Origin of the sequence: Micromonospora sp. NPDC005173, from assembly GCF_040608515.1 — a bacterium.
Lineage (GTDB): Bacteria > Actinomycetota > Actinomycetes > Mycobacteriales > Micromonosporaceae > Micromonospora.
This window is the reverse complement of sequence record NZ_JBEXIK010000058.1, coordinates 12445-38035: the sequence shown is the minus strand read 5'-3', so window position 1 is coordinate 38035 and position 25591 is coordinate 12445. Positions and strand designations below refer to the sequence as shown.

Genomic DNA, 25591 nt, shown 5'->3' with positions numbered 1-25591 from the left:
CGTGCACGTCGACCCGGCGTACACCTCGCAGGGATGCTCCGCCTGCGGACACGTCGCCAAGGCCAACCGGCCCAACCAATCCACCTTCCACTGCCAGTCGTGCGGCTTCGCTGAGCACGCCGACCGGAACGCAGCCCGCAACATCGCCGCACGCGGTGTTACGGGCTGGGCAGCCGTCAGCCTGCCGAACGCGGCGTGACCTCGTGCTCATCACCACGAGCCGTCACGATCCGCAAGCTCGGCCCTTCAGGGTCGAGAAGCTGACTCATGGAAAGAGTGAGCGGCCGGATACCCCTATTTCCTAGATCGAGCACGATCTTGCCGAGGCGCTCGCACCATGGCGGCGCGGGGCGCCGGGGCGGGTCAGCGCAGGGAGGCGCGGGCGGAGAAGGCGATGCTGGCGAGCAGGAAGCCGCCGTTCACGATGGTGAACGCGATGATCACCCAGAGGACCAGCGCGGGGGCCACGGCCAGCACCAGGGCGGCCACGAAGATCACCGCGCCGTAGTCGCGGACCAGCTTCACCAGGCGGACCGGCAGCGAGGTCGAGGTGACCATGCTGGCCGCGTTCGGGCCGGACTGCATCACTGAGGTGACCAGGTTGACCATCCAGGTGCCGGCGAAGGTCGCCACCAGCCAGGTGGGGGTCGACGGCTCCTGCGCCACCGCGGTGGCGGCGAGCGCGGCCACCAGGGCGATCTGCGCGGCCACGTCGCAGAGCACGTCGATCCGGGCGCCGGCTGCGCTGCGCTGGCCGGTCACCCGGGCCAGTTGCCCGTCCGCGCAGTCCAGCGCGTACGCCACCTGCCAGCCGACCAGGGCGAGCAGGCCGACCACCCAGGCCGGTACGTCGCCGTCGGCGACCGGACCGGCGAGCGCCACCACGGTGACCGAGGTGGCCAGCCCGAGCACCAGGTTGGTGAGGGTCAGCGCGGTCGGGCGCAGCCCGAGTCGCTGGGCGACCAGCGCGAAGACGGCCCCCAACCACTGGCTGATCGACTCACTGAACAGGCCGCCGCCCCGGTTCACCCGGTGGAAGTCGGCGACGGTGGGACGGGGGTCAGCCAAGCTGGTCGCGGATTGCACCGGCGTAGTCTGCCAGCCGCTCCCGCGTCTCGGTAGGCGACAGGGCCAGGTGTTCGAGGATGGTGTACCGATCCGGTCGGGTGCGCGGGGCGAACTGCACCGCCTCGATGAACTGGTCGTCGGTGAGCCCCAGATCGCCGGGAACGGTGGCGAGGCCGTGTCTGTGCAGGCAACGGGCTAGTTGACCGAACCGCTCCGGGTCCCCGCGGAGGAAGGTGCAGAAGAGCGCGCCGAGCCCGACCTGCTCGCCGTGGGAGCCGGTGCCGGGATAGAGCCGGTCGATGGCGTGGGAGATCTCGTGGTCGCCGCCGCTGGCCGGGCGGGTCGACCCGCACACCGAACTGGCGATCCCGCCGAGGATCAACGCCTCCGCCAGCGTGGTGAGGAACGCGTCGTCCGTGATCTTGCCGGGGTGGTTGATCAACGCCTCGGCGCCGGTCCGCGCCAGCGTGATGGCGAGGCCGTCGATCGGCTCGCCGCGGACCTCGTGCGCCAACTCCCAGTCCGCGCAGGCGCTCACGTTGCTGACCGCGTCGCCGATCCCCGCCTGGGTCTGACTGTCCGGGCCGTTCTCCACGAAGTCCAGGTCGACGATCACCGCGATCGGGATGTGCACCCCGTAGGAACCCTTGCCGCCCTCATGATCGAGTGAGGCGGTGGGTGAGGCGATGCCGTCGTTGGCCAGGCTGGTCGCCACGGTCACCATCGGCATGCCGTACCGGGTGGCGGCGTACTTGGCAGTGTCGATGGTCTTCCCGCCGCCGATGCCGATCACCGCGTCGTACGAGCGGGCCCGGAGCCGGTCACCGAGCTCGTTCGCGGCGTCGATGGTGCCGCCGACGACGGTGAAGACGTCGGCTGACCCGAGGCTGGGCCGGCACAGCTCGACGATCTTCTCGCCCTGACCGGGACCGACCACCACCGCCACGTCGCCGCCAGCGGAGATCCTCCGGTCGGCCAACAGCGGCCCCAGGTCCGCCACCGCACCCCGCCGGACCTCGATCAGCAGCGGAGTGTTGACCGTGCGGGCTAGTAGCGGCACGCGATCTCCCGCGCGCGGGCCAGGTCGGCGTGGTTGTCGACCTCCACCCAGGGGACGTCGCCGATCGGCGCCGCCCGCACCTCCCCGCCCCGGTCGGCGAACTCCTGGTAGCCGTCCTCGTAGTAGAGGTTCGGGTCGCGCCGCCAGGTGGTCTCCAGCGCGTCGGCGAGCGCGTCGGCGACCTGCGGCTCGATCAGCGTGGCACCGATGTACTCCCCGTACGCCTCGCCCGGGTCCATGATCTTGGTGATCCGGGTGAGCTGGCCGGCGGCGTCGAAGATGGTCTTCATCTCCTCCTCGGCCAGCGGCTTGAGGGTGTCCACCGCGAGCAGGATGCCGGGCCCGCGCTCGGCGAGCAGGGTCTTCTCCACGCTCACCGGGTGCACGGTGTCCCCGTTGACCAGCAGCACCCCGCGAGCGAAGTACTCCCGGGCCAGCCAGAGCGAGTAGGCGTTGTTCCACTCCTCGGCCTTGTCGTTGTGGACCAGGGTGAGCGTGACCCCGTACCGCTTCTCCAGGTCGGCCTGCCGCTCGCGGACCGCGTCAGCCGCGTAGCCGACCACGATCACGATGTCGGTGAGCCCGACCTCGGCCAGGTTGCCCAGCGCGATGTCCAGGATCGTCGTCTCGCCGTCCACCGGCACCAACGCCTTGGGCAGCGTGTCGGTGTACGGGCGCAGCCGGCGCCCGGCCCCGGCTGCGAGCACCATCCCGATCATCCCGACATCCTCCCTCGTCCTGCTCCCCGTCACCGGTGGAGGATAGCCCCGGGTGGCCGCGCCGCTCCGGCCAACCGGGTCAGCCGGGGAACGCCGCCAGGTCGGCGAGCATGGTCAGCCGCTCCTCCGCGCCGAGCGCGGCGTACGGGCCGGCCGCCCGTCGGTCGGTCTCCAGCTCGATGGCGAGCCGCTCGGGGCCGGTCGGCAGGGCGGCGATGCTCGACGCGGTGTGCCCGGCGGCAGCCCAGGCGGCGGCGTGCGCGTCGGCCCGGTGGTATCGCAGCGTGCCGAGCCGGTTGAGCAGCAGCACGCCCGACGGGGTGCCGTCCGGCTCGTACGGGGGCGCCATCGCGGCGAAGGCCGACCCGCCCCGGTCCCCCTCCTCGTCGGCCAGCACCAGGGCGTACGACAGCAGCCGGCCGAGCGCCGCCACCAGCCGTGGAACCCGCTCGTCGTGCCCCGCCCACAGCTCCTCGGTGACCTCGGCGTGCACCTGGTACAGCTCGGTGAGGAAGGCCGTGCCCCGCTCGGTGGCGGAGAGCGCGCCGTCCGGGCCGCGGTGGAGCATCCCGTGCGCCACCTGTTTGTCCACGGTCCGCTGGCAGGTGACCGGGTCGTGGTACCGGGTGATCGCCGCGAACCCCGGCCCGTCGACCGTGCCACCGGGTGCGGCCAGGCGGGTGCGCAGGTCGACCAGGAAGCCGGTCGCCGCCACTCCGCCGTACCGCTGGCTCAGCTCGGCGCCGCCACCGTCGCGGCCGGCCAGCATGCCGGCGCGGAAGACCCGGTCCACGGCCGGGGCGAGCAGCCCGGCGAACCGGTGCGGCGCCAGGTCGACGGTGTTCACAGACCGATCGACCGCAGGACGGCGAAGCCCTCCTCCGCGATCCGCCGGATCAGCCCGTCGTTGACGTCGCGGTTCTCGTCCAGCACGGTCACCTCGTGCTCGGCCAGCCAGCGGTACTCGGTGTGCTTGCCGGCCTCCAGCGTCGGGTGGTCGAGGTCGCCGTCCACCCGGACCAGGAAGTCGTATTCGATCCGGGCCAGGCCGTCGTCGCCGACGTAGTGGTACTCACCCACCTGACCGAGAACGTGCGACAGGATCCAGCCGGTCTCCTCGGTGATTTCCCGGCGGAGCGCCTCGTCGATCTCCTCGCCCGGTTCGAGATGGCCACCGACGATGTCCCAACAGTTGGGAAAGAGGCGTCGGTGCGGCGATCGGCGCTGAAAGAAGATGCGGCCGTCGTGGTCGACGATCAGCGCGCCGGCGCAGCGCAGGGGGTCGGTGGACACCGTTCGACAGTAGCGAGCGTTCCGGCGTCGCGACGATGCCCGGTCTTGTCCAGGAAACATCCACGGACCACCATGTCGGTACCGGATGCCACCGTCCCAAAGGGGTGATGCGTGATGCAGGTACGGGAAGCGATGTCCAGCCAGGTCCTCGTCGTCGGTCCGGAGCACACGCTCCGCCAGGCGGCGCGGATGATGTCGGCCCGCGGTATCGGGTCGGCGGTCGTGATCGATCCGGACTCGGAGGGGATCGGGATCATGACCGAACGCGACGTGTTGAAGGCCATCGGCGCCGGCCTGGACTGCGACGTGGAACGCACCGGCGCCCATCTGACCTGGGACGTCGTCTACGCCGGGCCGGAGTGGACGGTGGCCGAGGCGGCCGCCGCGATGGCCCGGGGTGGGTTCCGGCACCTGGTGGTGCTGGACGGCCGCGAGGTGGCCGGCGTGATCTCCGTCCGGGACATCATGCGGGTCTGGGCGGAAAGCACGGTGGTCGCCACGACCTGACTGGGCATGCCGGATTCCGGCGCGCAGGTGTGCCCGGTCCGATCGACGGGTAGGGATCCCTTGCGGGCGCGGAGACGCCGTGGCCCGTGGGGGAGGGCCTGATGCGCGACGCGGAGTTCCTGGTCGAGCAGCAGTACGCCATGCTCCTGCGGCGGGACGTTGCCCGGCTGCCGGATCTCTATGCCCCGGAGGCGTTCTACGCCATGCCGGGTGTCACGGTCCGCCCGATCGAGCTGCCCGCGCTGCTGCGGACCTGGACCGGCGCCTTCCCGGACCTGCGGGTCGACCCGCTGGGCGCGGTGCGCACCGGCGGGGGCGCGGCTATTGAGCTGCGCCTGACCGGCACCCAGACCGGCACGCTGCACACGCCGTTCGGCACCGTCGCGCCCACCGGGCGCATGGTGAGCTGGGAGGTGGCCGACGTGGTTCGGGCCCGCCGGGGGCGGATCGTCGCCTGGCGGTCCTACTTCGACTGGAGTCAGCTCCTCGACGCGCTCGGCGTGCAGCTGGAGGGACTTTCCCGGGCGGCGCAGCACGACTCGCTCGCCCTTCCGGTCTGATCTGTCGCCGTCCGGTGGAGTCGGGTCACCCGACCCGGTGGCTCAGGATGCGGACATCGCCGTGCCGTCCGCGCGCCCCCCGTCGCCGCCCGTACGCTCAACATCCATGACCGCCGAGCAGCTGATCTCCTTCGCCCGTGGGGCTCCCTCGCTGGACATCGTCGATGTCGAGGGGCTCAAGGCCGCCGCCGTCCGCGCCTTCGACGCCGACCCAGCCGGGATTACGGCCTACGGCACCTCCGTCGGCTATGTACCACTGCGGAAGTGGATCGCCGAGAAGCACGGGGTCGCGGCCGACCAGGTGCTGGTCACCAACGGGTCGCTCCAGGCCGACGCGTTCCTCTTCGACCACCTGGTCCGCCCCGGCGACGCGGTCGTGGTGGAGCGCCCGACGTACGACCGGACGCTGCTCAACCTCCAGCGGATGGGCAGTGAGCTGCACGCCGTCCCGGTCCAGCCGGACGGCCTGGACACCGCTGAGCTGCGCAAGCTGCTGGAGTCCGGGGTTCGGCCCCGGCTCGCGCACATCATCCCGAACTACCAGAACCCGGCCGGCGTGACGCTCTCCCTGGAGAAGCGTCGGGAGTTGCTCGACCTGGCCGCCGAGTACGGGTTCATCCTCTTCGAGGACGACCCGTACGCGGACATCCGGTTCCGTGGCGAGGCGCTGCCGTCGATGCTCTCGCTGGACACCCGCAACGTGGTGGTGCACGCGTCGAGTTTCACCAAGACGGTCTGCCCGGGCGTGCGGGTCGGGTACCTGGTCGGCTCGTCGGACCTGATCGCGGACATCGCCAGGAACGCGACCAGCCTCTACATCTCGCCCGGCATGGTGTCCCAGGCGATCGTGCACCAGTTCTGTGTCTCCGGTGAGATCGACCGCTCGATCGAGACCGTCCGGGCGGCGCTGGGTGAGCGGGCCCAGGTGCTCGCCGAGTCGCTGCGCCGGCACCTGCCGCAGGCTCGGTTCGTGGAGCCCGACGGCGGCTACTTCCTCTGGGTGGAGTTCCCGGAGGACGTGCTGGTCGACCGGCTCGCCCCGGCGGCGGCCGAGCGTGGGGTCGCCGTGGTCAAGGGCAGCGACTTCGTGTTGGACGGTGGGCAGCACGCCCTGCGGCTGGCCTTCTCGGCGGTGACCGCCGATCGGATCGACGAGGGTGTCCGCCGGCTGGCGGCGGCCGTAGGGGCCGTCCGCAGCTGATTTCTGTCGGATTCCCGACAAAACGACGATGCCGGCCGTTCCGAGACTCCCGTCCGGGCGGCCGGCGGCTCACAATGCTGCGAGCGTCACTCAGGTGTAGCGGAGATCACCGCCCGTTGCTGGCCACCCCCGCTGACCCGGATGACGCGTGCAGCACAACCCCCGCCCCCACCGGCGCCGGGTGGGCCGTGTCGTCCCCGCACCCCCCGATGCGGCCCGGCCCGCCCGGCGCCACCCCCCCATGCGACCGCCGTCACCCGTGCTCTCCGCGGCAACCGGCGTAGCCTGCAAGCCGCAGCTGAGCGCGGGGAGGTGACGCGATGACGGATCGGGAAGAGCGGGGCCGGGCGCCGTTGAACACCGGCCGGGTGCTACGACCCCGGGCGTGGCCGTCTCCGGTCCGGGCGATGACCCGGATCCTCAACGCCGACGGCTCGCCGCCCGTGCCGAGCCCCACCGGCAGCGGTCGTAGCGGCGTGGTCGACTGCGCGCTCTACATCGACGGCAAGCGGCAACCCGGCGACTGGACGTACGCGGATGCCCTGGCTGCGGCGCGCCGCGAGGAGCACGGCTTCGTCTGGATCGGGCTGCACCAGCCCGAGCTGTCCGAGATGACCGCCATCGCGGAGACCTACGGTCTGCACGAGCTTGCCGTCGAGGACGCGGTGAAGGCCGAGCAGCGTCCCAAGCTGGAGCGGTTCGGCGACGTCAGCTTCCTGGTGCTGCGCACCGCCCGGTACTGCGAGCACGCTGAGCTGACCGAGAACTCCGAGGTCGTGGAGACCGGCCAGGTGATGCTCTTCATCGGCCCGCACTTCCTGATCAGCGTCCGGCACGGGGACGCCTGCCGGCTCTCCCCGGTCCGTGCCGACCTGGAGACCAAGCAGGAGTTGCTGCTCCACGGCCCGTGGGCGGTGGCGTACGGGGTGACCGACCGGGTGGTCGACCTCTACCTGGAGGTCGCCGACCAGCTCGAGGACGACCTGGACGTACTGGAGGCCGAGGTCTTCGACCGCAACGGCAGGGGCCGGATCCAGCGGATCTACCAGATGAAGCGCGAGCTGGTGGAGTTCAAGCGGGCGGTGGGCCCGCTGCAGCGGCCGCTGATGACCCTGACTTCCCAGGTCAACCGGGACGTGCCCAAGGAGATCCGGCGCTACTTCCGGGACGTGCAGGATCACCTGAGCCGCACGGTCGAGCAGGTCAACTCGTATGACGACCTGCTGAACTCGATCCTGCAGGCGCGACTGGCGCAGGTCACCGTCGACCAGAACAACGACATGCGCAAGATCGCCGCGTGGGCCGGCATCGCCGCGGTGTGGACTGCCATCGCCGGGATATACGGGATGAACTTCGACAACATGCCCGAGCTGAAGATGACGTACGGCTATCCCGTCGTACTCGCCCTCATGCTCGGCGTCTCCCTGGCCCTCTACCGCTGGTTCCGCCGCAACGGCTGGCTCTGACCGGCCGGCCCGGCGGCGCCGGACCACCCCCGGACGCGGAAGCGCCGGCGGTGCGGGGTGCTCCCCGCCTCGCCGGCGCTTTTCCGTGACCCTTGCGGTCAGCGGCGCCCGTTGGTGCGGGCGGTGTCCTTGCCCAGCGCCTTGGTGAGGTCGTCGGCCGGGCGCCCGGAGACGTCCTTGGCGCCCTCGGCGACGGCGGGGACCTTGTCGGTCGGCCGGACGCCGCCCGGCTTGGCCGCCCCGGTGGTGCTGGCGCTGTCGCCGCCGGCCACGGCCGAGCTGCCGGCGGCGGTCATCCCGGCCATGGTGGAACCGTCGGTCCCCTTGGTGCCGGCCGACGGGGTCTGCACCTCGATCGAGCCCACCTCGTCGCGCATCGGCTCCAAGGTGCGGGCCGGGTCGTACTCGGCCCACTCCTGCTGCTCCCGACGGCGGCGCAGGGCGACCGCGCCGGCCAGGCCGGCGATGGCACCTGCTGCCAGCAGGCCGGTCATCATCGAGCCGCGACGGCGCGGCTGCTTCTTCTTGCCGGTAATCCGCATGTTCTTCGACCTGGCCTTCCTGGTCATCGGCCCTGCCTGCGCGGCGCCGTCACGGGCCGCCGCGGCCAGCGGTGCCAGCGTGGTGAGTGTGGTCCCCCAGCCGGTCGACGCGCGGTCGCGCACCTTCGCCGCAGCCGGCCCGACGTAGCCCCGGGCCACCTGGACGCGCGGTCCGACCGTCGCGCCAGCGCCCCTCGCGGCGTGGTTGGCTGCCTGCACCAGGTGGCCGATGCTCTGGTTCAGCTCGGCCTTGGCCAGCTGCCCCTGGGACTTACGCCGCCCGATTCCAAACACGGTCCTACCTCCTGGGAGTTGTTCCTTCGTCATCCTCCACCTTCGGATGCCTCCGCGATGCCAGATCGGGCACATGGGAGGATCCGCATGGAACTGACCAACGAGTGAGGAGTACCCGTGGCCGAGGCTGTCTACGCCACCTTGCACACCAACGCTGGCCCGATCCGGCTGGAGCTCTTCCCGAACCACGCTCCGAAGACGGTCCGCAACTTCATCGACCTGGCCGAGGGCAATCGGGAGTACACCGACCCGCGCACCGGTCAGCCGGGCAGCGGTCCGTACTACGACGGGACCATCTCGCACCGGGTGATCAGCGGTTTCATGGTCCAGATGGGCGACCCGACCGGCACCGGCCGGGGTGGACCGGGCTACAAGTTTGCCGACGAGTTCCACCCGGAGCTGCGCTTCGACCGGCCGTACCTGCTGGCGATGGCGAACGCCGGACCGGGCACCAACGGTTCGCAGTTCTTCATCACCGTGTCCCCGACGCCGCACCTCAACAACCGGCACACCATCTTCGGCCAGGTCGCCGACGAGGAGTCGGTGAAGGTCGTCGACTCGATCGCGAACACCCCGACCGGCCCGAGCGACCGTCCGCTTCAGGACGTCGTCATCGAGCGGGTCGAGATCGAGCGGTCTGCTGCCTGATCGGCCGGCGAGGTACCTTTGCTCGCATGATTGAGCGCTCCGGAGCACCCCACCGGCTGGCGCCGGTGGACCGCGCGGTGGCAGACGGAGGGTTGGCCCGGTGAGCGAGTCGCCGCCGACCGCCCCGGTCTGCTACCGGCACCCCGGCCGGGAGACCTACATCCGGTGCACCCGCTGCGACCGGCCGATCTGCCCGGACTGCATGCGGGAGGCGTCCGTCGGGCACCAGTGCCCGGAGTGCGTCAACGAGGGACGTCGCAGCGTCCGGCCGGCGCGTACCGCCTTCGGTGGCGGTGCCGCCGGCCGGCACGGCTACGTCACCAAGGCGCTGATCGCGCTGAACGTGCTGCTCATGCTGCTCTCCATCGCCTCCGACCGGGGTGGGGACGCGGCGGTGGGCGGCTCCGGCTTCGGCGGCCTGATGGGCGGCAGCACGCCGCTGACCAACTGGGGTTCGGTGCTCGGGCTGGCGGTCTTCCCCGACGGCACGCTCGGTGGGGTCGCCGATGGCCAGTGGTACCGCCTGGTCACCGCGATGTTCCTGCACTACGGCGTGATCCACCTGCTACTCAATATGTGGGCTCTGTGGGTGCTCGGCCGGTCGCTGGAGGCCAATCTCGGGCCGCTGCGCTTCGGCGCGCTCTACCTGATCGCGGGCCTCGGCGGTAACGTCGCCGCCTACCTGTTCAGCGCCCAGAACTCGGCCACCGCCGGCGCGTCCACCGCCGTCTTCGGCCTCTTCGCCGCGCTGATCATCATCGAGCGCAAGATGGGCCGGGACATCTCCCAGGTGATCCCGATCCTGGTGATCAACCTGGTGTTCACGTTGACCGTGCCGGGCATCTCGATCCCTGGGCACCTGGGTGGCCTGGTGGTCGGTGGGGCGATGGCCCTGGTGCTCGCGTACGCACCGCGTGGCCGACGCACCTTGGTGCAGGCCGGCGGCGGCGCGGTCATCCTGCTGATCCTGCTCGGTCTGGTCCTGTTCCGGACCGCGCAACTGCTCGCCGGCTGACCGGTCGGGTCAGCCGCCGCGCCGGGCGGTCACGTCGGCCGGGCGGCCTGGAGCGCCTCGGCCACGTCGTCCGGGGCGGCCCCCAGGTCGTACCGGCTGAACAGGTGCAGCGACTCCCCGGCGTCGATCTCCAGATGTTCGGTGGTCAGCCCGAGCCGGGGTCGGCGGTCCACGGTGATCCGCTCGACCGTGGCCCAGGGCAGCAGGCGACGGCCGGCGAAGCCCTGGGTGACGACCACGCCGGCCGGGTCGACCGCGAGTCGGACCGGCGCCAGCAGGTCGCGCAGCGCCCAGCCGGCCAGCCCGGCGGCGACCAGCCCGATCACCGTCAGCTGCACCGGGTCGCCCTCGGCGAAGAGCAGGCCGAGCGCCACCAGGACGACCGCGCCGGCCAGTTTCGCCAGCGGCACGCTCGTCGGCACCCGCCACTGCCGGATCAGGGGAGCTTCGGCATCCATCCGATCAGCATGCCAGCGTCGACCGCTGGGACCGCGTCGGCCCGGGCCGCCGAGTCGGCACGGATGGGGCGGACGGGACCGGGGAGGGACGGCCGGTCCACGGACGACGTAGGATCGAGGCAGCCCAGGTTACCGGGGAGTAAACATGAGTGACGCGGTCATCGTCGGCGCGGTACGCACCCCGGTCGGTCGGCGCAAGGGCAGCCTCGCCGGTGTCCACCCGGTCGACCTCTCGGCGCACGTGCTGCGCGCCCTCGCCGAGCGCACCGGCCTCGACCCGACGCAGGTCGACGACGTCTTCTGGGGTTGTGTCTCCCAGGTCGGCGAGCAGTCGTGGAACATCGCCCGCAACGGCGTGCTCGCCGCCGGCTGGCCCGAGACGGTCCCCGGCACCACGCTGGACCGGCAGTGCGGCTCCAGCCAGCAGGCGCTGCACTTCGCCGCCGCGACGGTCCTCTCCGGCCAGGCCGATCTGGTGGTCGCTGGCGGGGTGGAGTCGATGACCCGAGTGCCGATGGGCTCCAGCGTGGCGGGCGGCATGCCGTTCAGCGACCAGCTCCGGGACCGCTACCGGGGCGTGGAGGGCTTCGCCGACGACGCGCCGCTGCCGTTCAACCAGGGGGTCGGGGCCGAGCTGATCGCCCGCCGGTGGCGCTTCTCGCGTACCCAGCTGGACGAGTTCGCGCTGGCCAGCCACGAGAAGGCGGCCGCCGCGCAGGACGCTGGCGCCTTCGACCCGGAGCTGGCGCCGGTGCCGCTCGGTGACGGCGGCAAGTTCGCCGCCGACGAGGGCATCCGCCGGGACACCTCCCTGGAAAAGCTCGGCGAGCTGGCCACCCCGTTCCGTGCCGACGGGGTGGTGACCGCCGGGTCGGCGTCCCAGATCTCCGACGGCGCCGCGGCGCTCGCGGTCACCACCGGCGAGTGGGCCAGCCGACACGGCCTGCGCCCGCTGGCCCGGATCCACACCGCCGTGGTCGCCGCCGACGACCCGGTCACCATGCTCACCGCGCCGATCCCGGCGACCGCGAAGGCGCTGCGCCGCGCGGGGCTGGGCATTGAGGAGATCGGGGTGTACGAGGTGAACGAGGCGTTCGCCCCGGTGCCGCTGGCCTGGCTGGCGGAGACCGAGGCGGACCCGGAGCGGCTCAACCCGCGCGGCGGGGCCATCGCCCTCGGTCATCCGCTCGGTGGCTCCGGCGCCCGGATCATGACCACGATGCTCCAGCACATGCGGGACAACGGGATCCGCTACGGCCTGCAGACCATGTGCGAGGGCGGCGGCATGGCCAACGCCACCATCGTCGAGCTGCTCTGACACCCGCTCCCGGGAAGGCTTCCGGGAAAACGTCTCGCCCCGGCCCGGCTGGGCCGCCTAGGGTGCGCACCGTGACGACGACAGCCGACAAGCACGCGCCCGACTGGTCCGGCGAGCAGTGGCAGGTGCGGGCGCGGTCCTGGGTCGACGGGCAGCTGAGCCGGGCCGACCGGCGGGTGACCGGGCCGATGGAGCCTCGGGTGCGGCCGTGGTCGCTGGTCTGGCGGGTGCCCACCGACGGCGGGCCGGTCTGGTTCAAGGCCAACAACCCGGGTACGGCGCACGAGGCGGTCCTGATCGCGGAGCTGGCCCGGCTGGCGCCCGAGCGGGTGCTGGCGCCGATCGCGGTGGACCCCGACCAGGGCTGGTCGCTGCTGCCGGACGGCGGGGAGTCGCTGCGCGACGTGCTGGGCCGGGACCGGGACCTGACGCACTGGGAGCGGGCGCTGCCCGGGTACGCGGCGCTTCAACTGGCCACCGTTCCCCGGGCCGACGAGCTGATCGCGCTCGGCGTTCCGGATCACCGCCCCGAGGTCCTGCCCGGGCTGCTCGCCGAGCTGCTCGACGATCGCGAGTCGCTGCGGATCGGCGGCGAGGGCGGGCTCAGCCCGGAGACGTACGAGCGGCTGCGGGCGGAGCTGCCGGCGTACGCGGAGCGGTGTCGCCGGCTCGCCGACTTCGGCATCCCGGCCACCGTGCAGCACGACGACCTGCACGACGGCAACGTCTTCGCCGGCCCGGCCGGGTACCGCTACTTCGACTGGGGCGACGCCTCGGTGGCGCACCCGTTCGGCACGCTGCTGGTGACGCTGCGCTCCGTGCGGTACGCCACCGAACTGTCGGCCGACGACGCCCGGCTGGCCCGGTTGCGCGACGCCTATCTGGAGGCGTGGACCGACCGGTACGACCGCCGGACCCTTGTCGAGGCCGCCGGCCTCGCGGTCAGCGTGGGCGCGGTGAGCCGGTCGCTCTCCTGGCGGCGCGCCCTGGACACCCCCGACCCGGCCCGCGCCGAGTACGCCGACGCGGTCCCTGGCTGGTTGGAGGAGCTGCTGGAATCCGATCCGGTCTGAGGCTGTGCCGGCCGTCCTGGCGTCCGTTCATCCGGGTACCGCTCTGGACAGGCGGCCGGCCGAGCGGGCAGGATTTGGCGCCGGCCCGCAGACCGTCCACATGAGATCGGGAGACACGTGACCATCAGCCTTCCTCGGTTCGGCCCGCCTCGTGGCACCCACCGTGTTCTCGCCATGCTGGCGGTCGGGGTGCTCGCCGTGGGTGCCGCGCTGACCGGCACCGCTCGACCGGCGCGGGCCGCTGCCGCCTACGACGGGCCACAGCCGGGGACCTTCACCGGGCTGGGCTTCGACACCTGCACCGCCCCGTCGAACGCGGCCATGAAGGCGTGGCTGCAGTCGCCGTACCGAGCGGTCGGCATCTACATCGGCGGCGTCAACCGGGGCTGTGCCCAGCCCAACCTGACCCCGGGTTGGGTGGCGACCCAGCAGGCGGCCGGCTGGCGGATCTTCCCGATCTACGTCGGCCTGCAGGCACCCTGCTCGACGTACCAGCGGAAGATCGATCCGGCCCGGGCTGCGGTTCAGGGCCGTGAGGCGGCTGACGACGCCGTCCGCAACGCCCGCAGCCTCGGTCTGTCTCTTGGCAGCACGATCACGCTCGACATGGAGCGCTACCCGGCCGGGAACGCCGCCTGCACCGAGGCGGTCAACTCCTTCGTGAGCGCGTGGACCACCCGGCTGCACGAGCAGAAGTTCTACTCCGGCTTCTACACGAATGTCGCCTCGGCGGGGTTGCCGGATCAGGTTGCGGCTTACCAGCGGTCGGGGCACGCCCGCCCTGACATGATCGACTTTGCCCGCTGGGACGGCGTCCAGACGGTGTCGGACAGCGCCCTGCCGGCGTCGTACTGGATGCCCGGCCAGCGGATGAAGCAGTACCAGGGCGACCACCACGAGACCTGGGGCGGGGTGCGGATCAACATCGACAGCAACTACCTCGATCTCCGGCAGCCGCCCCGGCTCCAGCCGAGTTGGTCGCGGTCGAAGCTCTTCCGAGAGCTGCCCAGGATTCTCCAACGGCTCAGCACGCGGCCACCGACCCGCTGACGGAGGCCGGCAGTCCCACCTTCGGGGCGGTCGCCGCACCCGGGCCGGCCCGATGTCGGACAGCCAGTGCGACCCGGAACATGGAAGTTCCAAAAATCAGCCGTGACCCACGTCACTCTCACCGGGGAGGTCGTTGGGCAGGTCATGGACGTCTTCTCCCGAACGTTCCTCCCGGCCGCCGCTGAGGCTGGCCTGGCCGTGCAGACCCTGAGCCGGCACATGCCGGTCTTCCGGCGCTGCGTCGGCTCCGGTGACGCCACCATCCTGGTCACCCGTTGCAGCCGCCCAGACCGCCCGGTCACCGGCGACTATCTTCTGCTGCTCACCCACCGCCGGCTGGTCGTGACCCAGCAGACCCGGCTGCTGCACCGGCTGCGTCTGCACCTCAACACCGAGCTACGCGAGCTGAGCAACGTCACCTGGAGCCCGGACCCGCGGCTGCACTCGGTCGAGTTGGCCGCCACCGCGATCGACGGGATCCGGGAGCGATTCCTGATCCATACCACCCACCCGAAGCGGGTGTGGCAGCTCGACGCACTGCTCAACCACGCCTTCCGCACCCGCCTGCGGACTCCCCGCGAGCGGATCGTCGCCACCATCGGCGACGCGGCGGCCACCGCGCGGCCCAGTGTGTTCCGCCCCGTCGTGGCGCGCTGACGCCCCGCCGGTCCCCAGGCCCGCGACGGGCCTTGCGTCGCCTTTACCGAACTCGAACACGCACCGATCGCGCTGAGCCCATCGGGTCGGCAATCATGGGCCGGTGACCGTCGAACCGCCGCACCGCGGGCTCGTCCTCGTGGTGGAGGACGAGCCGGCCATCGCTGACCTGGTCCGGCTCTACCTGACCCGCGACGGGTTCGGCGTCCACCTGGAGCGGGACGGCGAGGGCGGCCTGAACGCCGCCCGCCGGCTGCGCCCGGTGGCCTGCGTCCTGGACATCGCCCTGCCCGGCCTGCCCGGCACCGAGGTCTGCCGCCGGTTGCGCGAGGCCGGCGACTGGACTCCGGTCATCTTCCTCACCGCACGCGACGACGAGGTGGACCGGATCGTCGGCCTGGAGTTGGGCGCCGACGACTACGTCACCAAGCCGTTCAGCCCTCGGGAGTTGGTCGCCCGGGTGCGCGCGGTGCTGCGCCGCTCGGCCGGCGGCCCGGAGGGAGCGGACCGGCCACGCGTCGTCGGCCCGGTCACCCTCGACCCGGCCCGCCGGACGGTCACCGCCGCGGGTGCCCCGGTGCAGCTCACCTCCACCGAGTTCGACCTGCTGGCCCACCTGATGGCCCGGCCCGGCCGGGTCTTCACCCGGGAGGAGTTGCTGGCCGGGGTCTGGGGGTACGCCGCACACGCCGGCACCCGCACCGTTGACGTGCACGTCGCGCAGGTACGGGCGAAGCTCGGCCCGGCCAGCGTGATCCGGACCCACCGGGGAGTGGGGTACGCGGTCGATGCCTGACCACGCCCGCCGGCAGCAGCCCGCAGCGCACCCGGAGTCGCCGACAGTGGCGCTGCCGGTGGTCGACGTTCGCCCGCCGGCCGCACCTCGGCGCAGCCGGTTCGGCCGGACGCTGACCGCCCGGGCGGTCCTGGTCACCTGTGCGGTGGCACTGGTGTCGGTGCTGGTCACCGCGATCGTCGCGGTGCCGCTGGCGATCCGGGGCGCGGAGCGACGCGATCAGGAGGCGCTCGCCGCGCAGGCCCGGCTCGCCGCCGAGGTGCTGCGGACACGGCTGGACCGGGGCCGCAGCGCCGACGAGGAGCGCCTCATCCAGCAACTGCGTAACCAGGGCATCGACGCGTACCTGATCCGGCGGGGGACGGTCGACCGACCGGGCCTGCCGCCCCGGGTGGTGCAGCGGATCGAGCAGGGCCGCAACGTGTCGGTTCGCCGCCCGGTGAACGGCCGACGCGCGCTGGTCGAGGGCCGGGCACTGCCCGGCGGCAACGGGGTGGTGCTCTCCCGCGCCTCGACGACCGGGCTGTGGCGGCAGGTGCTGCTCAGCCTCTGGTTGCCGTTGCTGGCCGGGCTCGCCGCTGGCGTGGTGGCCGGGCTGCTGCTGGCCCGACGGTTGGCCCGGCCGATCCGCGTCGCGGCCACCGCCGCCGCTCGGCTGCGCGCCGGGGACCGCGCCGTCCGGGTACCGGTCGAGTCGCCGGACGAGGTCGCCGACCTGGCCGAGGCGTTGAACGGGTTGGCCGCCGCACTGGCCACCAGCGAGGGACGGCAGCGGGAGTTCCTGCTCTCCGTCTCGCACGAGCTGCGGACCCCGTTGACCGCGATCCGGGGGTACGCCGAGGCGCTGGCCGACGGGGTGATCGGCGCAGAGGGCACGGCCGACACCGGCCGGACGGTGCTGGCCGAGGCCCAGCACCTGGACCGGTTGATCGGCGATCTGCTGGCGCTGGCCCGGCTGGAGGCCGCCGACTTCCCGCTGGAACCGGTGCCGGTGGACCTTGCCCGGCTGGCCGTCGACGCCGAGCCGACCTGGTCGGGCCGGTGCGCGGCGGTGGGGGTGCCGTTCCGGGTGGAGACGCCGGGCGGGCCGGTGCCGGCGTACACCGATCCGGGGCGGATCCGGCAGGTGGTGGACGGGCTGCTGGAGAACGCGCTGCGGGTCGTACCCCCGGGAGCGCCGGTGGTGCTCGCGGTCCGGCCGGCCGGCGCGGACCCGGCCGCCGGCGGCGTGCTGGAGGTCCGCGACGGCGGACCCGGCTTCACCGACGACGACCTGGCGGTGGCGTTCGAGCGGGGTGCGCTGCACCAGCGGTACCGGGGGGTGCGCAAGGTGGGCAGCGGTCTGGGGCTGGCGCTGGCCGCCGGGCTGGTCCGCCGGCTCGGCGGTGAGATCGTGGCGGGGCACGCGCCGGAGGGTGGCGCGGCGTTCACGGTCCGACTGCCCGGAGATCCTTACCGGACCCGAACATTGGCCTGACGCTCCGCTCGTGGTCGCGGGGCAGGCTGAGGTCTCCACGGACGAGAGGGAGAGTCATGCCACGTTGGGGATTCGTCGCCACCACGTCGTTGCTCGCGGTGGTCGCGCTCGGTGTCAGCGGCTGCGGCGCGGCGGAGGTGGCCAGCCAACCCGCCCGGGAGGCGGCCGTCGAGGTGGCCGCGGCCATGGGTGTGGAGGGCCAGGCGCTGGCCGCGATGGGCTTCGACGCCAGCGACCTGGACGTGCAGACCGTCGCCGCACCGGCCACCCCGACGCCCGGCGCCTCCCCCAGTACTGCGGAGAAGGCGCGGCAGAAGCGCGGCGAGGAGTGGCGCAAGCGCCGCCAGGCCCGGGTGCTGCTGAGGAAGAACACCCTGCACGGCGAGGCGGTGGTGCAGACCAAGGAAGGCGGTACGCGCACCGTGGCCGTGCAGCGCGGCGAGGTGACCGCGATCGACGGCGACTCGATGACCGTGAAGTCCACCGACGGCTTCACCATGACCTGGACCTTCGGTGACGACCTGCGGGTCGTCGAGCGGCGCACCACGGTGCAGCCGAGCGAGGTCAAGGTCGGTACGACGCTTGGCGTTGCCGGCGCGAAGGACGGCGACAAGGGCGTGGCCCGGCTGATCCTCATCCCCCGCGCCAAGTGATGGAAGGGCCCCTTGTCAGCGCCAGGCGTTGACAAGGGGTCCCTTCCGTTCAGCGGCTGGTCAGTAGACGCGGGAGCCGATGAAGTCGTCGTGACCGTAGCCGACCGGGTTGGCGGCGGTCCGGGCCTCGAACGACCACTGCTGTCGGGTGCTGGTGGAGCAGGTGGCCAGCCGCAGCCGGGGGGTGCCCGACGACGGGCTGTCGAACGCCACGCAGAGGTTGCTGGCGCTGGCCGGCTTGAGCTGGTTGCCGGCGAAGGCGAACTGCTGGGCGGCGCTGCCGTTGCAGTTGTAGATGTTGACCGCGGTACCGGCGGTCATCGATCCGTTGGCGACGTCGAGGCAGCGGTCGTGGGAGAGCTCCGAGTGCAGCGACCGCTTGGTCGAGTCGTACCAGAAGCCCTGGTTGCGCCCGCCGTGGCAGCCGTACGACTGCTGGGCGGTGCCGTTGCGGGAGTCGTAGCCCTTGCCATCGATGCAGGTGTTGGTGGCCAGGTTGCGCAACTGCTTGAACTGCAGCAGGCCGGAGTAGAGCACGCCGCTGCCGGTGCTGGCCGGGTCGACGCAGGTCGCCTGTTGCTGCCCGGAGTTCCAGAACTGGGTGATGCACTGGGCGAACATGCCGTGCCCGCGCGCGTTGGGGTGGAACGACTGCCGGGCGGCGTTCTCGTTCCAGACCCCGATCTCGATGTGGAGGCCGCGGACCGAGGTGTTGTCGGTGCACACCTCGTGGCCGTGGAAGAGCCGGCTGGCGTCCAGGTAGCGGGTGCCGGTCTGGGCGGCCGCCGCGCGCAGCGCCGACTCGAACAACGGCACCGCCTTGTTCCGGGCGAACGCGGCGTCGGCCAGGTAGAGCAGGCAGCCGCCGCCGTACCAGCCGGGGAAGTCCGGGTTGTCCTCCACGTCCGGGCTGGCCGGGCTGGGGTACGACATGAGCACCAGCTCGTAGTCCGAGCGCAGGTAGCCGGCCTTGGTCATGGTCTGCCGGATGTCGGTGAGGGCGTCAGCCACCGCCCGGCGGCTGCCGTCGGTGCGGATCGTCCACTGGTCGGTGTAGGTGGCGTAGCAGGAGCCCTGGAGGAAGACCCTGCTGACCGCGCAGTCGGTGGCGACCGGGCCGAACTGGATTGTCCCGTCGCCGTTCGCGCCGACCACCACCCAGATCAGCTTCACGTGCGTGTTGCGCGCCTTGATCCCCAGGTAGTCGCCCTGGTTCAGCTCGTTGTGCTGGGTGGGGCCGCCCGCGATCAGGTTCCACGGAGTGGCACCGGAGCAGGCAATGTTGTACCTCGCGTCCGACTGGATGCCGGTGCGGAACACCGCCTGGTCGTACGAGCGGTCGCACCAGTTGCCGTCCTGGTGGGTGCCGGGTATGTAGTTGCCGACCCCCTCGCCGGAGATCTGGCTGTCACCCATGGTGATCTGCGCGGTGCGGCGTTGTTCGATCGGGCGGATCGCCGGGCTGCCGTAGAGGGCGGTCGCCTCGGCGGCTCGGATGGACTCGAGGTTGGCGGGGAGAGGCTGGACGGTCGGCCGGTCGGCGGCGGCCGCGGGGGCGGCCGGGCCGGCGAGCATCGGCAGGACGAGAGCGGCGACGGCGACGGCGACGGTGAGGGCCCGTCGTCGGGCCGCGCGTTCGGGCCTGGCGGGGGTTGCAGGCATCGACGCACTCCTTTCGGCTCAATCGCGGGACGTCGATTGAGTTACCAGAAGGTAACGTGCCGATCAACGGATGTGAATACCCTTCGGATCCTTACGCGACGGATGCAGAACCGCCCGGATCGGACGATCCGGGCGGTGCGGCGAGCGGTCGGAGGGCTGTCGGCCCGGTCTGGTGCTGTCCTCGCCGGGCGGTCGGTGTAGGTCCGTCTGGTCAGCGACCGGGCGGCAGCGCGTAGCCGACGTAACCGCGGAACTCCAGCCGCCAGCCGGCCGGCACCAGCTTGGCGCACGCAGGCTGGCTGCCGGTGCAGACGATCGCCTCCACCGAGGTGGGGTCGGCCGGCGGTCGTTCCGGCAGCACGGACTGCAACGCCACCAACTCCGGTGAGCGTCCGTCCGGCTGCCGCAGCAGCAGCCACCACGGGTACTCCCAGTTGTCGTTCTGCTGCACCAGCCCGATCCGGTGCGCACCGCTGTCGCGGACCGATGCCGCGGCCCAGCGGAACTCGTCGGCCCACTGGGGGCGACGCAGGAACCGGGTGTCCCAGTCCGAGGTGGTGAAGACCGAGCCCGCACCGACCAGCCGGCGCGGGAAGCCGTACGACAGCGCCAGCACCCCGGCCAGCGCCGAGGTGGCCAGCACGGTGACCGCCGCCAACGTGGCCACCGACCGCCGCCCGCCGCCAGTCATCCCGGCCCGGGTCGCGCCAGCCGTGCCGGCCGCGGTGCCCGGCGTGCCGGCTGCCGCGACGGAGTGGCGGCGGAAGAGCGCGTCCAGCCAGAGCCCGGCCAGCGGTACGGCGAGGACCAGGGCGTAGAGGAGCAGCCGGTTGCCCCACGGCTGCCACTTGATCATCGAGGTGTGCAGCAGCACGGTGGCCAGCACCACCACCGCGTACCCGCGCAGCGGCCCGGCCTGCCCGAGGTCGATCCGGCGCGGCCGGGCGAGCGCGACCGCCGCGCCGATCAGCGCCAGCGCCCCGGCGATCGGGAACGCCACCCGGTCCTCGTCCGGGTACCAGGCGGGCTCGGGAAAGACCTCCCGGCCGAAGGTGATGGCCCGGTCCTGCGGGTCGACCCCGATCGCCTCCGCGCCACCGATGATCGCCTCGGCGCCGGCGTGGCGTAGCGGTGCCAGCGGCGTGTCGAACGCCGTGTGCCCGATCCGCAGCGCGTTGACCAGGATCGACGGCGGATCATGCCGTTCCATCGGAATCGACTCACGCAGTCGGGGCGGCCCCAGCGGGTGCCCGAACTCGGCCGTCACCCGGGCCAGGAACGGACCGACCACCACGGCCGCGACCAGCAGGATCAGCACCGAAGCGCCGACCGTGCGGGCCACCCCGCCAGCCGGCCGGGACCGCCGCACCCCACCGGGTGCCGCGTCGGCCGCTGTCGTATCGGTCGGTGTGTCGGTGTCGGTCAGGGCCAGTCGCAGCTGGGCCAACCCCCAGAGCACCAGCAGCGGGCCGACCGCGACCAGGCCGCTGGTCTTGGTCACCGCGGTCAGCCCGGTGGCCGCGCCCAGCCCCAGCAGGGTGCCCCAGCCGGTGCGCCGGCGCAGCCCGTCCAGCACCAGGGTCGCGGCGCAGGCCACCCACGCCGCGCAGACCAGGTCGGTCTGCGTGCTCGTCGCCTGTAGCACCACCATGGGCGTGCTGGCCAGCACGAACGCGGTGATCAACTGGGCTCGTCGGCCGCCGCCGAGCTGCGCGGTGATCCGGGCGGCCACCAGCAGGCAGACCACCCCGGCCGCCCACTGCACCAGGTTGTACAGCTGGTCCCCACCGGTGAGTAGGCGCAGGTGCAGCAGCAGATACTCGGCCCCGGGCGGGATGGTCACCTGCCGGTGGATGGCGGTGGGCCAGAAGTCCAGGTCGCCCTGGGCCACCCAGTGCTCCACCTTGGGCAGGTGGTACGTCTGCGAGTCGAAGTTGTTCGGCTCGGCCAGCAGTGCGACCAGCAGCTCCACCAGCACCAGCCCGCCGATCGCGCCGGCGAGCAGCCGCTCGCCGCGACCCGCCGTACGCCAGGCGTCGATCGCCGTGGCGAGCAGGCCGGCGGGCCGATCGACCCGGACCGGCGCGGGGCCGCGCCCGGCCTCACCGCCCTCCGTGACCGGGGCGGGTGCATCCAGACCGGCGGCGGCGGGTACCCCGGCGCCGACCGGCACCTGACGGGGTGCCGCAGCCGGCGGCTGCGCGAGCTGGGTCATCCGGCGTCGCCGCAGTCCGGCTGCCGTCGCCGCGGCGGCCAGGAAGAGCAGCCAGGCGGCGACGAACGCTGGCCGGGTCAGCGCGTGCAGCGCGCCGAGCAACTCGACGACGAGCACCGCGTACGCGCCTGTGAGCAGGGCGGCGCGCAGCACGGCGAGCCGTAGCGGTGCCACCGCGCCGACCCCGCCCGGCCTCGTCGCGACGGTGAGCAGGAGCACCGCGGCGGCTGGCACCACCGCGAGCAGAGAGCCGGCAGCCGACATGGCGGGAAGTAAACACCATGCCGCTGGACCCGCCACGCCGGCCGTCCGACGGTGGCGGCACGCGTCAGGCTGACCAGCCAGGCTAGGCTATGCCCGACGTGTTGTCGCCACCGTGGAGATTCCCGTGAAGCTCTCGATCCTCATGCCGGTCTACAACGAGGAAGAACGCATCGCGGATGCCCTCAAGCAGGCATTGGCGGTGGACTATCCGTGCGAGATCGAGCTGGTCGTGGTCGACGACGGCAGCCGGGACGGCACCGGTGAGATCCTCGGTCGCGCCGACGACGCCCGCCTGCGGGTCATCACCCACCAGCGCAACGCCGGTAAGGGTGCGGCCATCAAGACGGCGGTCGACAGCGCCGAGGGCGACTACATGGTCATCCTCGACGCCGATCTGGAGTACGACCCGCAGGACATCCCCAAGCTGCTCGACCCGGTGCTCGACGGGCGGGCCACGGTGGTCTACGGCAATCGCACCTTCGGCAGCCACAGCGCCTACAGCTTCTGGTACGTGATGGGCAACAAGGGCGTCACGATGGCGGCGAACGTGCTGTTCAACTCGTACATCGGCGACCTGGAGACCTGCTTCAAGCTGATGCCGGTGGCGCTGTACCGGTCGCTTGAGGTGCGCTCGCGCGGCTTCGGCATGGAGGCCGAGGTGACCGGCAAGCTGCTGCGCCGCCGGATCCGGCCGTACGAGGTGCCGATCAGCTACCGGGCACGTGGCCGGGAAGAGGGCAAGAAGATCACCTGGAAGGACGGCGTCGAGGCGATCTGGATCCTCGGCCGGGAACGCGCCCGCCGTCGTCCCGTCGCGTCCACCCGCTGACGGCGGTCCTCGGGCGAGCCGGATAGCCTCTTAGTTGAAGTGCACTTCAACTAAGGACCCGGTGATGCAGGACTCCCTGACGATCGGCGAGCTGTCGGTTCGCTCCGGCGTGGCGCCGTCGGCGCTGCGCTACTACGAACGGCTCGGTCTGATCCGCGCCGACCGTACCGGTGGCAACCAACGCCGGTACGCCCGCGCCGAGCTGCGGCGGGTCGCCTTCATCCGGATCTCCCAGCAGGTCGGCGTCTCGCTGGACGAGATCCGCGCGGCGCTGGACTCGCTGCCCAACGCCCGCACTCCCAGCCCCCAGGACTGGGCGCGGCTCTCCGCCAGCTGGCGGGGTCGGCTGGACGAGAAGATCCGGCTGCTCAGCAAGCTCCGCGACGACCTGGACGGTTGTATCGGCTGCGGCTGCCTGTCGCTGCAGCGCTGCGCGCTCTACAACCCGGGTGACGCCCTGGCCGGCGAGGGCCCCGGCGCCCGTCTGATGCTGCCCGGGGCAGCGGCCGACACATCCGCCTGACGCCGTCCCCGTCCCCGGGACCGGCGTACCAGCCGCCTGACGCTGTCCCCGCCCGGGACGCCCCCTCCGGAGGACCGGCGTCACCCGATGGTGAGCAGCACCTTGCCGAAGTGGTCGCTCGACTCGACCAGCCGGTGTGCGTCCGCCGCGTCGGTCATCGGCAGCCGCCGGTCCACCACCGGCCGGATCTTGCCAGCCTCGATCAACGGCCACACCTCGTCCCGTACGCCCCGGACGATCTCCGCCTTCTCGGCCAGTGGCCGGGTGCGCAGCGAGGTCGCCGCGACGCTGGCCCGCTTGGTCAGCAGCGCGCCGAGGTCCAGTTCCGCCTTGCGGCCACCCTGTAGCCCGATCACCACCAGCCGGCCACCGGTGGCCAACGCCGCGACGTTGCGGCCCAGATAGGAGGCGCCCATGATGTCGAGGATGACGTCGGCGCCGTGGCCGTCGGTGAGTTGCCGGACCTCCTCGACGAAGTCCTGGTCGCGGTAGTCGATCGTGTGCGCCGCGCCCAGTTCAACTAGCTGCGGGTGCTTGACCCCCCGAGCCGTGGCCACGACCGTGGCACCGAGGGCGGCCCCGAGCTGGATGGCGAAGGTGCCGATCCCGCTGCCACCGCCCTGCACCAGCAGCGTGTCACCCGAGCCGAGCCGGCCCAGCCGGACCACGTTCGACCAGACCGTGCAGGCCACCTCGGGCAGCGCGGCGGCGTCGACCAGGTCGACGCCGGCGGGCACCGGCAGCAGCTGCCCGGCGGGTACCGCGACCTTCTCGGCGTACCCGCCGCCGGCCAGCAGCGCGCAGACCTGCTGACCGACGGCCCACTCGATCACCTCCGCGCCGGTCGCGGTGATCACCCCGGAGCACTCCAGCCCGAGGTATTCGGGCGCGCCCGGCGGCGGCGGGTAGTGCCCCTGCCGCTGTAGCAGGTCCGCGCGGTTGACCCCGCTGGCCCGTACGTCCACGATCACCTCGTCCGGGCCGGGCTCGGGATCGGGGACCTCGGCCCAGACGAGTGCGTCGGGTCCACCGGGCTGCGGAACGGTGATGGCTCGCATGGGCTCAGTCTTACCCGATGCCGCACTGGGCCGCAGGCGCACCCCGCTCGTGGTGGAGGCCACTGTGGACGCGGCGGGCGCTTTCCGGACCGCCCGGATCCGCCCGACCGGGGAGGGACGCCGGGCCGCCGGTCGGGTGCCATGGCAGACTAGGCATGGCCGCGCACCTGCGGGTAGCGGCCTGGGAGGGTTCGCCTAGTGGCCGATGGCGCTGGTCTTGAAAACCGGTAAGGGGGCAACCTCTTCGTGGGTTCGAATCCCACACCCTCCGCTCCCGTAACCAGCAAGAACGCCCGGCTCGACGGGCGGCCTGCAGCCGGTCAGCCGTCCCTGCTGGCGGTGGGGCTGGTTTCCGGTGCGGCGGCGCTCGCATCGACGGCGGGGGAGGTCGGGTTCCGTCGCCTCGCGTAGACGATCACTACCACCAGCAGGAGCACGAGCCACAGCGGCACCAGCAGGGGAGCGAAGGCCCGCCAGACGGGCCACACCGGCTCGGCGAGACCGTCCGTGAACAGGTCCGGCCAGGTGAGGGCGACGGCCGGGAGCAGGGAGACCGTCATCAGGGTGCCGACCAGCCGAGGTACGGGCGGACGTAGCCGCGCCACCAGCCAGAACAGCGCCGCACCGGCGGCGGCGCCGAGGAGGGTGCCGGTGAGCGTGGCGGCGAGGAACCCGTCCGGTGCGGCCGGTGCCATCCTCAGCATCGGACCGGTCGCCCGGTGGGTGAGCGTGATCGCCACCCCGTCCCGCTCGGCCCGCAAGCCGTCGCACGGGGTGCCCGGCACGCGACGCAGGCCCTGCCACCCCAGCGATGCCGCGTTGCGCCGCAGCTGGTCGGAGAGCGCACAGTCGGCGCTGGAGTCGTAGTGGAACTCCGCGTGAGCCGAACCGAAATCGTCCTTAGCCAGGACGATGCCGGCCCGGTAGCCGATGCCGAACGACGAGCTGGCCGGCTCGGTTCCGGGGTGCAGCTCTGCCACCATGGTCTGAGCCTGCTCGATGCTGAGCGGTGCGGTGCCGCGGCCGCCGTACCAGGAGCCGACGCTCAGGCCGACCGTGCCCAGCAGCACGGCGCCGAGCAGCACCATCGCGACGTGCCGCAGCCGATGTCTCACCGATCCACCCCCTGTCGTGGTGCGGCACAGCGTAGCGGCCGTGATCCACTCCTGGTGCCCAGCGAGCCGC

General features: G+C 72.3%; 27 protein-coding genes and 1 tRNA gene. 17 read left to right on the top strand and 11 right to left on the bottom strand.

The window, feature by feature from the left end; genetic code table 11:
- The coding region (locus tag ABZV00_RS34000) for a zinc ribbon domain-containing protein (RefSeq protein ID WP_355613805.1) at window positions 1–199 on the top strand (199 nt) is incomplete at its 5' end.
- 164 nt (window positions 200–363) lie between these two features.
- Here ABZV00_RS34000 and ABZV00_RS33995 read toward each other — a convergent pair.
- From ABZV00_RS33995 to ABZV00_RS33975, 5 genes are all read right to left on the bottom strand, one after another.
- Complete coding sequence (locus ABZV00_RS33995) at window positions 364–1086, bottom strand: CDP-alcohol phosphatidyltransferase family protein (protein ID WP_328421820.1); 723 nt, start codon at window positions 1084–1086, stop codon at window positions 364–366.
- Window positions 1061–2128 carry an iron-containing alcohol dehydrogenase family protein gene (locus ABZV00_RS33990; protein WP_355613803.1) on the bottom strand — a complete coding sequence of 356 codons (1068 nt, stop codon included), beginning with the start codon at window positions 2126–2128 and terminating at the stop codon, window positions 1061–1063. The genes ABZV00_RS33995 and ABZV00_RS33990 overlap by 26 nt, the downstream gene beginning before the upstream one ends.
- On the bottom strand, window positions 2116–2847 hold the full coding sequence (locus tag ABZV00_RS33985) for a phosphocholine cytidylyltransferase family protein (RefSeq protein WP_355613801.1): 732 nt from the start codon (window positions 2845–2847) through the stop codon (window positions 2116–2118). Before ABZV00_RS33985 ends, ABZV00_RS33990 begins: the two co-directional genes overlap by 13 nt.
- 79 nt (window positions 2848–2926) lie before the next feature.
- Complete coding sequence (locus ABZV00_RS33980) at window positions 2927–3694, bottom strand: hypothetical protein (RefSeq protein WP_355613799.1); 768 nt, start codon at window positions 3692–3694, stop codon at window positions 2927–2929.
- Window positions 3691–4140, bottom strand: coding sequence for an NUDIX domain-containing protein (locus ABZV00_RS33975; protein ID WP_355613797.1), 450 nt, complete (start codon window positions 4138–4140; stop codon window positions 3691–3693). The genes ABZV00_RS33980 and ABZV00_RS33975 overlap by 4 nt, the downstream gene beginning before the upstream one ends.
- A gap of 114 nt (window positions 4141–4254) precedes the next feature.
- Between ABZV00_RS33975 and ABZV00_RS33970 the strand changes: the two genes are divergently transcribed.
- From ABZV00_RS33970 to corA, 4 genes are all read left to right on the top strand, one after another.
- Window positions 4255–4647 carry a CBS domain-containing protein gene (locus ABZV00_RS33970; protein WP_355613796.1) on the top strand — a complete coding sequence of 131 codons (393 nt, stop codon included), beginning with the start codon at window positions 4255–4257 and terminating at the stop codon, window positions 4645–4647.
- A 101-nt stretch (window positions 4648–4748) separates the two neighbouring features.
- Entirely contained in the window at window positions 4749–5207 is a 459-nt protein-coding gene (locus tag ABZV00_RS33965) for an ester cyclase (RefSeq protein WP_328421807.1), read from the top strand.
- A 106-nt stretch (window positions 5208–5313) separates the two neighbouring features.
- On the top strand, window positions 5314–6408 hold the full coding sequence (locus ABZV00_RS33960; protein WP_355613794.1) for a PLP-dependent aminotransferase family protein: 1095 nt from the start codon (window positions 5314–5316) through the stop codon (window positions 6406–6408).
- Window positions 6409–6728: 320 nt separating this feature from the next.
- Window positions 6729–7874: a magnesium/cobalt transporter CorA gene (corA, locus tag ABZV00_RS33955; RefSeq protein WP_355613792.1), complete on the top strand. Its 1146-nt coding sequence runs from the start codon at window positions 6729–6731 to the stop codon at window positions 7872–7874.
- 98 nt (window positions 7875–7972) lie between these two features.
- Here the strand turns inward: corA and ABZV00_RS33950 are convergent, their stop codons facing one another.
- Window positions 7973–8743, bottom strand: coding sequence for a hypothetical protein (locus ABZV00_RS33950; RefSeq protein ID WP_355613790.1), 771 nt, complete (start codon window positions 8741–8743; stop codon window positions 7973–7975).
- Window positions 8744–8827: 84 nt separating this feature from the next.
- On the opposite strand from ABZV00_RS33950, the gene ABZV00_RS33945 reads away from it, so the two are divergent.
- Together ABZV00_RS33945 and ABZV00_RS33940 are read left to right on the top strand one after the other, a co-directional pair.
- Window positions 8828–9358, top strand: a complete 531-nt coding sequence (locus ABZV00_RS33945; RefSeq protein ID WP_007453641.1) for a peptidylprolyl isomerase — start codon at window positions 8828–8830, stop codon at window positions 9356–9358.
- A gap of 100 nt (window positions 9359–9458) precedes the next feature.
- Window positions 9459–10373, top strand: coding sequence for a rhomboid family intramembrane serine protease (locus tag ABZV00_RS33940; protein WP_355613788.1), 915 nt, complete (start codon window positions 9459–9461; stop codon window positions 10371–10373).
- Between the two features lie 29 nt (window positions 10374–10402).
- Here the strand turns inward: ABZV00_RS33940 and ABZV00_RS33935 are convergent, their stop codons facing one another.
- The gene (locus ABZV00_RS33935) at window positions 10403–10831 is read right to left on the bottom strand and encodes a PH domain-containing protein (RefSeq protein ID WP_328421795.1); all 429 of its coding nucleotides are present in this window, start codon (window positions 10829–10831) and stop codon (window positions 10403–10405) included.
- 145 nt (window positions 10832–10976) lie between these two features.
- On the opposite strand from ABZV00_RS33935, the gene ABZV00_RS33930 reads away from it, so the two are divergent.
- The 7 genes from ABZV00_RS33930 (at window position 10977) to ABZV00_RS33900 (ending at window position 17855) form a co-directional block, all read left to right on the top strand.
- On the top strand, window positions 10977–12149 hold the full coding sequence (locus tag ABZV00_RS33930) for an acetyl-CoA C-acyltransferase (protein ID WP_328421793.1): 1173 nt from the start codon (window positions 10977–10979) through the stop codon (window positions 12147–12149).
- Window positions 12150–12220: 71 nt separating this feature from the next.
- A complete protein-coding gene (locus ABZV00_RS33925) occupies window positions 12221–13222 on the top strand; it encodes an aminoglycoside phosphotransferase family protein (protein WP_355613786.1) in 1002 nt (333 codons plus the stop codon).
- A 117-nt stretch (window positions 13223–13339) separates the two neighbouring features.
- The gene (locus tag ABZV00_RS33920; RefSeq protein WP_355613784.1) at window positions 13340–14272 is read left to right on the top strand and encodes a DUF1906 domain-containing protein; all 933 of its coding nucleotides are present in this window, start codon (window positions 13340–13342) and stop codon (window positions 14270–14272) included.
- Window positions 14273–14416: 144 nt separating this feature from the next.
- Complete coding sequence (locus ABZV00_RS33915) at window positions 14417–14929, top strand: hypothetical protein (RefSeq protein ID WP_355613809.1); 513 nt, start codon at window positions 14417–14419, stop codon at window positions 14927–14929.
- 103 nt (window positions 14930–15032) lie between these two features.
- Window positions 15033–15725, top strand: coding sequence for a response regulator transcription factor (locus ABZV00_RS33910; RefSeq protein ID WP_355613782.1), 693 nt, complete (start codon window positions 15033–15035; stop codon window positions 15723–15725).
- Window positions 15718–17202, top strand: coding sequence for a HAMP domain-containing sensor histidine kinase (locus ABZV00_RS33905; RefSeq protein WP_355613780.1), 1485 nt, complete (start codon window positions 15718–15720; stop codon window positions 17200–17202). Before ABZV00_RS33910 ends, ABZV00_RS33905 begins: the two co-directional genes overlap by 8 nt.
- A 56-nt stretch (window positions 17203–17258) precedes the next feature.
- Complete coding sequence (locus ABZV00_RS33900) at window positions 17259–17855, top strand: hypothetical protein (protein ID WP_355613778.1); 597 nt, start codon at window positions 17259–17261, stop codon at window positions 17853–17855.
- A 60-nt stretch (window positions 17856–17915) separates the two neighbouring features.
- Here ABZV00_RS33900 and ABZV00_RS33895 read toward each other — a convergent pair whose 3' ends face one another.
- Window positions 17916–19517: a ricin-type beta-trefoil lectin domain protein gene (locus ABZV00_RS33895; RefSeq protein ID WP_355613776.1), complete on the bottom strand. Its 1602-nt coding sequence runs from the start codon at window positions 19515–19517 to the stop codon at window positions 17916–17918.
- Window positions 19518–19728: 211 nt separating this feature from the next.
- Window positions 19729–21996, bottom strand: a complete 2268-nt coding sequence (locus ABZV00_RS33890; RefSeq protein WP_355613774.1) for a glycosyltransferase family 39 protein — start codon at window positions 21994–21996, stop codon at window positions 19729–19731.
- 124 nt (window positions 21997–22120) lie between these two features.
- Here ABZV00_RS33890 and ABZV00_RS33885 point away from each other — a divergent pair, with 124 nt between their 5' ends.
- Window positions 22121–22825, top strand: coding sequence for a glycosyltransferase family 2 protein (locus ABZV00_RS33885; protein ID WP_355613772.1), 705 nt, complete (start codon window positions 22121–22123; stop codon window positions 22823–22825).
- Window positions 22826–22889: 64 nt separating this feature from the next.
- Window positions 22890–23348 carry a redox-sensitive transcriptional activator SoxR gene (gene soxR, locus ABZV00_RS33880; RefSeq protein WP_328421775.1) on the top strand — a complete coding sequence of 153 codons (459 nt, stop codon included), beginning with the start codon at window positions 22890–22892 and terminating at the stop codon, window positions 23346–23348.
- 80 nt (window positions 23349–23428) lie between these two features.
- On the opposite strand, the gene ABZV00_RS33875 is transcribed toward soxR, so the two are convergent.
- Window positions 23429–24406 (bottom strand): NAD(P)H-quinone oxidoreductase, encoded by a 978-nt coding sequence (locus ABZV00_RS33875; protein ID WP_355613770.1) that lies wholly within the window; start codon window positions 24404–24406, stop codon window positions 23429–23431.
- Window positions 24407–24590: 184 nt separating this feature from the next.
- Between ABZV00_RS33875 and ABZV00_RS33870 the strand changes: the two genes are divergently transcribed.
- Window positions 24591–24677, top strand: a tRNA-Ser gene (locus ABZV00_RS33870).
- Window positions 24678–24726: 49 nt separating this feature from the next.
- Here ABZV00_RS33870 and ABZV00_RS33865 read toward each other — a convergent pair.
- Window positions 24727–25521, bottom strand: coding sequence for a hypothetical protein (locus tag ABZV00_RS33865; protein WP_355613768.1), 795 nt, complete (start codon window positions 25519–25521; stop codon window positions 24727–24729).
- Window positions 25522–25591: the final 70 nt, after the last annotated feature.

Excerpts from the sequence above, each read along its gene's own strand:
- ABZV00_RS33985 (WP_355613801.1), bottom strand. The coding sequence starts at position 2,847 with ATGATCGGGATGGTGCTCGCAGCCGGGGCCGGGCGCCGGCTGCGCCCG.
- ABZV00_RS33970 (WP_355613796.1), top strand. The coding sequence starts at position 4,255 with ATGCAGGTACGGGAAGCGATGTCCAGCCAGGTCCTCGTCGTCGGTCCG.
- ABZV00_RS33965 (WP_328421807.1), top strand. The coding sequence starts at position 4,749 with ATGCGCGACGCGGAGTTCCTGGTCGAGCAGCAGTACGCCATGCTCCTG.
- ABZV00_RS33960 (WP_355613794.1), top strand. The coding sequence starts at position 5,314 with ATGACCGCCGAGCAGCTGATCTCCTTCGCCCGTGGGGCTCCCTCGCTG.
- corA (WP_355613792.1), top strand. The coding sequence starts at position 6,729 with ATGACGGATCGGGAAGAGCGGGGCCGGGCGCCGTTGAACACCGGCCGG.
- ABZV00_RS33950 (WP_355613790.1), bottom strand. The coding sequence starts at position 8,743 with ATGACGAAGGAACAACTCCCAGGAGGTAGGACCGTGTTTGGAATCGGG.
- ABZV00_RS33935 (WP_328421795.1), bottom strand. The coding sequence starts at position 10,831 with ATGGATGCCGAAGCTCCCCTGATCCGGCAGTGGCGGGTGCCGACGAGC.
- ABZV00_RS33930 (WP_328421793.1), top strand. The coding sequence starts at position 10,977 with ATGAGTGACGCGGTCATCGTCGGCGCGGTACGCACCCCGGTCGGTCGG.
- ABZV00_RS33915 (WP_355613809.1), top strand. The coding sequence starts at position 14,417 with ATGGACGTCTTCTCCCGAACGTTCCTCCCGGCCGCCGCTGAGGCTGGC.
- ABZV00_RS33905 (WP_355613780.1), top strand. The coding sequence starts at position 15,718 with ATGCCTGACCACGCCCGCCGGCAGCAGCCCGCAGCGCACCCGGAGTCG.
- ABZV00_RS33900 (WP_355613778.1), top strand. The coding sequence starts at position 17,259 with ATGCCACGTTGGGGATTCGTCGCCACCACGTCGTTGCTCGCGGTGGTC.
- ABZV00_RS33895 (WP_355613776.1), bottom strand. The coding sequence starts at position 19,517 with ATGCCTGCAACCCCCGCCAGGCCCGAACGCGCGGCCCGACGACGGGCC.
- ABZV00_RS33890 (WP_355613774.1), bottom strand. The coding sequence starts at position 21,996 with ATGTCGGCTGCCGGCTCTCTGCTCGCGGTGGTGCCAGCCGCCGCGGTG.
- soxR (WP_328421775.1), top strand. The coding sequence starts at position 22,890 with ATGCAGGACTCCCTGACGATCGGCGAGCTGTCGGTTCGCTCCGGCGTG.
- ABZV00_RS33875 (WP_355613770.1), bottom strand. The coding sequence starts at position 24,406 with ATGCGAGCCATCACCGTTCCGCAGCCCGGTGGACCCGACGCACTCGTC.